This window comes from Halomonas sp. AOP7-B1-5, from assembly GCF_052353045.1.
Classification (GTDB): Bacteria; Pseudomonadota; Gammaproteobacteria; order Pseudomonadales; family Halomonadaceae; genus Vreelandella; species Vreelandella colorata.
Map to the genome: position 1 here is coordinate 63003 of NZ_JBQTDC010000022.1, position 6547 is coordinate 69549.

The 6547-nt window shown below is 40.0% G+C and carries 5 protein-coding genes; all 5 read left to right on the plus strand.

Features of this window, described 5'->3' with window-relative positions; all coding sequences use genetic code 11:
* The first annotated feature begins 14 nt into the window (after positions 1–14).
* Entirely contained in the window at positions 15–758 is a 744-nt protein-coding gene (locus tag ACT3XD_RS12070; protein ID WP_192538903.1) for a sulfotransferase family protein, read from the plus strand.
* Between the two features lie 14 nt (positions 759–772).
* Entirely contained in the window at positions 773–1777 is a 1005-nt protein-coding gene (locus tag ACT3XD_RS12075; protein ID WP_192538902.1) for a hypothetical protein, read from the plus strand.
* A gap of 77 nt (positions 1778–1854) precedes the next feature.
* Positions 1855–3975 (plus strand): heparinase II/III domain-containing protein, encoded by a 2121-nt coding sequence (locus ACT3XD_RS12080; RefSeq protein WP_192538901.1) that lies wholly within the window; start codon positions 1855–1857, stop codon positions 3973–3975.
* Complete coding sequence (locus ACT3XD_RS12085; RefSeq protein WP_192538900.1) at positions 3966–4451, plus strand: hypothetical protein; 486 nt, start codon at positions 3966–3968, stop codon at positions 4449–4451. Before ACT3XD_RS12080 ends, ACT3XD_RS12085 begins: the two co-directional genes overlap by 10 nt.
* A 465-nt stretch (positions 4452–4916) precedes the next feature.
* The coding region (locus tag ACT3XD_RS12090) for a glycosyltransferase family 4 protein (RefSeq protein WP_444280590.1) at positions 4917–6547 on the plus strand (1631 nt) is incomplete at its 3' end.

A 6547-nucleotide genomic window follows, 5' to 3' on the forward strand; every position in this document is an offset into this window, starting at 1 on the left:
AGTGAGAATTTTTTATGAGTATCTTAGATTTAATGCTTGCAAAAAAAAGCTATAAAGAACTTGATTTAAATACACATATTTCATTGAAAAATAAATATGTTTTTTTTCAGGTTAGTAAGGTTGCTAGTAGTACAGTTAAAGATTTTTTACAGAATATGGAGGTCAAAGGTACTTCTAGACGAGTGATTGATGTGAATAACAGGTATGTTTCTCCGCACATATGGCCGTCTCAGCTAAATGAATCTGACTTTTTATCTATTATTGATGATGATAGTTTTAATAAAATTTCTTTCGTTAGAAATCCATATGCTAGGATTTTATCTTGCTATTTACATCGTATAGTTAAGGATGTTAGTTCGCCAAGCAATAAATGGCTTTCAAAATATACAGGTGGTCTATGTGGTCCGAACATATCTTTTAGTGATTTTGCTCAGGTTATTTCTGAGCAAGAATCTATTCAGCAAGAAAGCCATTGGCGGCGCCAGAGTGATGAAATATTTTATAATATAATTAAAAATTGGTGTTTTATTGGTCGCTTTGAAAGTCTTTCGCAAGACCTTAATAAGGTTCAATTAATAATAAATGGCAATAATACCAGTTCCCAGGAATCAAAGCTAAGCGGAAAAGATAATTTTTCTCCCATGACAACTAAAGCTAGCTCTAAACTTAATGAATATTATGATGATAAGACTCAAGAGTTAATATATAACTCTTATTTATCTGATTTTAAAAATTTTGGTTATTCAAAAGAGTTGTAGCCTCGGAAAATTCTATGTTTAATAGTTATGCAGAAAATGGTTTTGGGTTTATAGGTTCTATTTATGTTAAATATAATATTATAAATAAAGATAGTCCTGTTATTTTTACATTTGCAAATGGTGGCAGTCTAGTGGACCTAAATCAGGAATTAGGAAGTGATCAGCCATCACCATGGGGTTATGAATTTCTTAAAGGTCTAGGTCATAATGTAGTTAGCTTTTCATGTGTCAAAGGATGTTATAATTATTATAGAGATCGAGACTTCTACTCTCAACTTTTGAAGTTGAGAGAATATTTTTCCTGTTTCCCTGAAAGGCTTGGCTACGGTGCAAGTATGGGAGGGTATGGTGTATCTGCATACGCTAATGTCTTGGGTATTGATAGGGTTTTACTAATGAACCCTATATCAACTAGAAGTATAGATATAAACCGTTGGGACTATGAGGCAGGTCGGTCACTATCAACTTATGAGTTTGACTGGGATGGTCCTTGTAATGATGGAGCTGTGATGAGTGCTCGAGGGTATGTAGTTTATGATCCTTTATATGCTTTAGATAAGCAGCATGCAGATAGGTATAATACACTAAGAAAATTAAAAATAACTGGTTTGGGGCATGGAATACCTCAATATCTTAATGAAATAGGAGTATTGAAAAAGCTTGTTACAGATTTTTTGGCTGACTGTGTTAATGAGTATTGGTTTTATCAGTCTTCGAGGAAGAGAAGAAATATTTTAAGATATTATGATTGGCTTTTAAGTTATGAAAATAAGCACTTAACTTATCGGAGAGAGTTAGTCGTAAGGCATTACAGAAAAATTTTTATTGATAATCTGCCGGTACCTTCGCCTGTTTTGAATAAATCACAAGTTAATGTTATGCGAGATGCTGCATTGCTACTTGAATCTATAGATAAAAGCATGGCTTTACAACTTTTTCGTATCGTTAAGTTATATAGGCCAAAGTCTCGAGGGGTTAAAAATAAAATAAAATTGCTGGCGCGAAGTATTGATAGATGATTGAATTTGCTTCATGCTTTGCACTTTTTTATTAATAAATTCAAATTTTTTATAATCTATATTTCTTGGTGGCACATGTGACTGAATTTAGAAAAGTAGAGCCGACAAGCTTGAATTTATATTCTGCTTATTTTTCATTAAAAATAAGTCGAGATGCTTACCAAAAAAACTTATCTCTTTTAAGTAATGGTGTTCTTTTTGGTCATTCAAAGAACAAAATCCATAACATCAACATAAGGAGGTATGAGGATTGGTTTAGCTTAGATAAGGAGAAGCCGTCAGTGCAGTGGCATTATCATACAATTGGCCGAGGGTGTGGAGTTGCTTTAGCTAGATACTCTGAATATACGGCAGTAAAAGATATAATTTTTTCTATTATTTCATGTTGGGCCAAAGCAAACTATGAGTCTAATTTCTTTGAAAATTCCGAACAAGCATGGGCAGGTCATACTGTTGCGTTACGATTGGATTTTTTGATAGCAGCATTTCTTATTCTTGATGATAATCAACGTATTAAAATTGCTGATCTTATAAGCCACCATATCAATTATTTATTAGAAGATGACAACTATGATGGCAATTGGAATCATGGTCTGGATCAGAGTATTTCACTTTTAAAGGCTGCTTTTGTTTTTAATAATAAAAAAGCTTACAAAATATCGGTGAAAAGAATTTTAGAGAACTTTCAGCATAGTTTTGATGATGAAGGGGTTAATAATGAGCAAGCCGTGATGTATCACAACTATAATATTGAACGATTTTCTTATGCTCAGCGGCTGCTGCGTTTTTTTGATTCTGATGTGTCCAGTTTTGATTCGATATTAAATAAAGCTAGGCTGTTTATGCTTCATGCGCTTGACCCCAAAGGTAATTATGCGTTGTTAGGGGATACAATATTAACGAATCCAGTGTTTGAGCATGGTTCGCAAAAAATTGACTATGTAACCTCTAGGTCTCAACAAGGTATTTTTCCTGAAGATAAGTGTAAAGCCGTTTATACCGCGGGTTATGTTTTTGGGAGATCTTCATGGGAAGCAAGAGATGTGCCTTCTTACTACACATTAAGATTTGGGCCAGCTAGAATCATTCATGGCCATAACGACCACACTGGGATAACATATTTTTCTCAAGATGAAATGGTCATTACTGATGGTGGATTCGATGGCTACGGAGCGGACGAGTATCGTGCATTTTTCCGAAGCCCCCAAGCACATAATGTTGTTTTTTGCCCTGGTGAGAAAAAGTTTTTATGGGATGCTCATACTCAACTTGTTTTTTCTGAGCAAGCTGAAGGGTTTGATGTGTACACTCTTTACGATAAGCCTTATGTGGGTATCAAGAGAGTGCGTGTCGCTATGTTTGACTTGGTTAACGATATTTTTTATGTTTACGATAAAATTTGTTCTGATGAAGAAAAAGAGTTTTGTCAGAACTGGTGCTTCTCACCATCCTCTTTAGTTAACTTTAATGATAGAAGTGTATCCATTAATACAAGCGGGAAAAAATTTCGATTGCACTTGGATGTGGATTATAAAGTTGAGTTGTTTAAAGGGTCTCAAGTATATACTTCTGGTAAATCAGTAGTTGTGGGTGGGTTTACTGGGTCAGGGCATAATCATAAAGAAGAAAGTTATACTTTGCGAAGTTTTAAATATGGCTCTTCTGTTAGTTGGCGATCATTTTTTTCTCAGGATAAGTTTAATACTAAGCGTCTTGATGATAACTCTTTCATCTTGGAGGAAAGAATTATTTATCGTGTGTCTGATGAGGGAGGGAGGTGCTCGGTAGAAAAGCAGTCACTTGATAAGGATGTAAGCTATCTCGCAGCCTTCTCCAATATTAGTTACACTGACGAATATAGTCAAGAGGGTAGTGGTTATGTGATCTATAATCGCGACAAAATGCGTAAAAACTTTTTTGCTATTAACTTTAATAATGTGCTTTGTGAAATAGGGGGAAACTGTTTTTTTGATATAAAGGTTAGCCCGGTAGATGGTGATGCGCCTACCTACTATTATTTATCAGCTGTTGATGGAAAACGACGATTTGGTTTGGGTATGGTTGTTAAAGATATTGAGGAAATGTTTTCTGCAAAAATTCCTATAAGTCCAAGCTCTAAGGTAAAGGTTGAATTTATTATTAAGAGTGTTAGTGTTGTGAATTGCGTAGAATTTCCTCTGGAGGAGTTGTGTCAATAAATGACGATGAGTTTATGATGCAGTCTTCGTGCTATCATGACAGGCTTGAGATGCTTGTTAATGCTCTTGCTTCAGACCTAAAGAGAGAATTGAGAGAAATTTTGTTGTCAGAGGTCGGGAAAAGCCATTTTCATATAGCACTTTTAATAGAGAAGCTAGTGAGAGAGGTTAGTGGAAGTGATAAGAATAAAGAAAATTTTTTACATCTTGTCGGCTTCGGGGAAGCTGGTTACAGCTCCAAAGGAAGTGAACCTGATGACGAGATGCAGTCTCTAATAAAAGAGTTAAATAGTTTACGTAGCGAAAATTTAATATTAAAACAGTGGGTTTCGGAGCTGAAGGGTAAAAGTAAGCATCTACCTACCTGCAGCAAGCAAGAATTTGACGTTGAACTTTCTATCAGATCCCAGCCTTCCTACTCCGAGCGAGCTTTGGGGCTGGACTTCTCTCTGCTGGAAGAGCGCAACAAGAGCTAAGCCGGTACCCGCTTGCTCTGTGCCTTTTGGTAGCTGTGGTGCTGTGATGTGCTTTCGTTTCTCACGTGGCTCGTGCGAGCAGGGTAAATGTATGAGGAGCCGCCCTACGACGGGCATCGTTGTATTGTTCGGAAATGCCTTATCCACGGTGCTTGGTCGGGCAGCAACCGAAATTGGGAGGTCGCTAGTTCGGCGTCACTAAACCAAAGAAAAGTGAAAGAAATCGAGCGTAATAAACAGACTGCTTAAGAGCAAGCATTTGAACAGCTGGGTTGAAAATTATCGGTGCTATCGGTTCGCGTTTTACTAAAATAAAAAGGATTTTACACTGCGGCCATTCTTTCAATGATTGGCCGTTTCTATTTCCATACTAGTGCTGTCTTGCTATGTATAATAGCGGTCATTACCGTTTGATTTAATATGCTGTTTTTTTAACGTAATTCATTTTTTTCAGCCAGGTATTTCATGGACGACCTGATTAAACACGCGCAACAGTTAGCGCTGCACTCCCTTCCTTCTATTTTTAAACCTGTTGCTGGGCGTGTGGCCTACGTGGTTAGTCATGGCCAGAGTTATGCTAATAACGGCTACGCGGTTCGTACCCAAGGTATTGCTGAAGCGCTAAATCAGCACGGGCTGGAGGTATTGTGCTTTGTGCGCCCCGGGCGCCCGTGGGAGTTTGACTCCCAGAGTGATATCGAACCCGAGGTGGTCGTAAATGGCGTGCATTATATTCATACGCGTTGGCCCCATGGGGTAGTGCCTAGAGGGAGCCGAGCGAACCTGAATGCAAGTATTGAACGATTCGTTGAGCTTTTCCGTGTATATCGGCCTTCGGTTGTTTTAGCGGCTTCCAACTGGGCTGTCGCACTACCTGCTTGGGTGGCAGCAAAACGTTTAGGGCTGCCATTCTGTAATGAAGTACGCGGCTTTTGGGAGCTTTCCCGAGATGCCCGCGAGCCAGGGTATGCACTAACCGAAAGCTTTAACGAAGAAACTGCGCTAGATAGCTTTGTCGCGCGTCAGGCCAGCCAAGTGTTTACGCTTAACGCCCCCATGAAAAAAGAGCTGATCAAGCGAGGGCTAGATGCCAATCTAATTAGCATTGTGCCTAATGGCGTTCGTACGCTCCCAACTATTAAGCCTGCCGACCCATTATTGAAAGATCAGTTGGGTATTCAGGAAGGCGATAGCGTTATTGGGTACATTGGCAGCTTAAATGCCTATGAGGGGTTGGATGTATTGCTTCAGGCCTGTGAAACGCTGGCAAGCCGATATAAACATATCAAGCTGCTGCTGGTGGGAGACGACCAGCCGCTAACGAACGTAGCGAGTACGCACCAGCGTGATATTCATCGGCCCTGGTTGATCCAAGTTGGCCGTGTACCGCATGAAAAAGTAGAAGATTATTACGCACTGATCGATTGTATCGCCATTCCCCGTAAGGCACGGCCAGTCTGTAAACTGGTCCCCCCCATGAAAGCGGTGGAAGCCCTTGCTTATGGTAAACGGTTAGTGATGTCGAAACTCCCGGCATTGGAAAGCGCATGCCCGGTATTCAAGGGAGTAAGTTTCGCCAAGGCAGACGATGCGCAAGCATTAGCGATAGCCCTGGAAAAAGCCCTGGATAATACGTTAGAGCAAACTGCTCCTCAGGAAATTGATCGTGCCGCGTTAACGTTTAAACGTCTAACACAAGGAATGGCTGATACCCTGGCAGCCGTTGCCCACAAAACACAGGTTCAAGAAAACCCGCAACCGACCTTTGCATTGTCGCTTGCTTTGCATGATTTCGATGATGTACCTCAGGCGGATTACGCCACCGCTAGCCGCTGGTTCTATAAAGAAGGACGGCTAACGGATACGCTTGACGCGTTGCAAAGTTTGCAGGCTCGTGGAGTAGTGTTTGATAAGCCAAAGCGTGATTTTGAGGCTTTTGTAGCTGGTTTGGCGCGCCTTAAAGGTGGCGTAATGCTGCCGCCTCGCCAACCCAATGCCGGGCTGATGACGCGCCGTTTACACGTCCTTTACTGCCTGCATCAATCGGTTCCTCATGCTACCAACGGCTACTCTACGCGCTCACACGGCATTGCCGT

Excerpts from the sequence above, each read along its gene's own strand:
- ACT3XD_RS12075 (WP_192538902.1), top strand. The coding sequence starts at position 773 with ATGTTTAATAGTTATGCAGAAAATGGTTTTGGGTTTATAGGTTCTATT.
- ACT3XD_RS12070 (WP_192538903.1), top strand. The coding sequence starts at position 15 with ATGAGTATCTTAGATTTAATGCTTGCAAAAAAAAGCTATAAAGAACTT.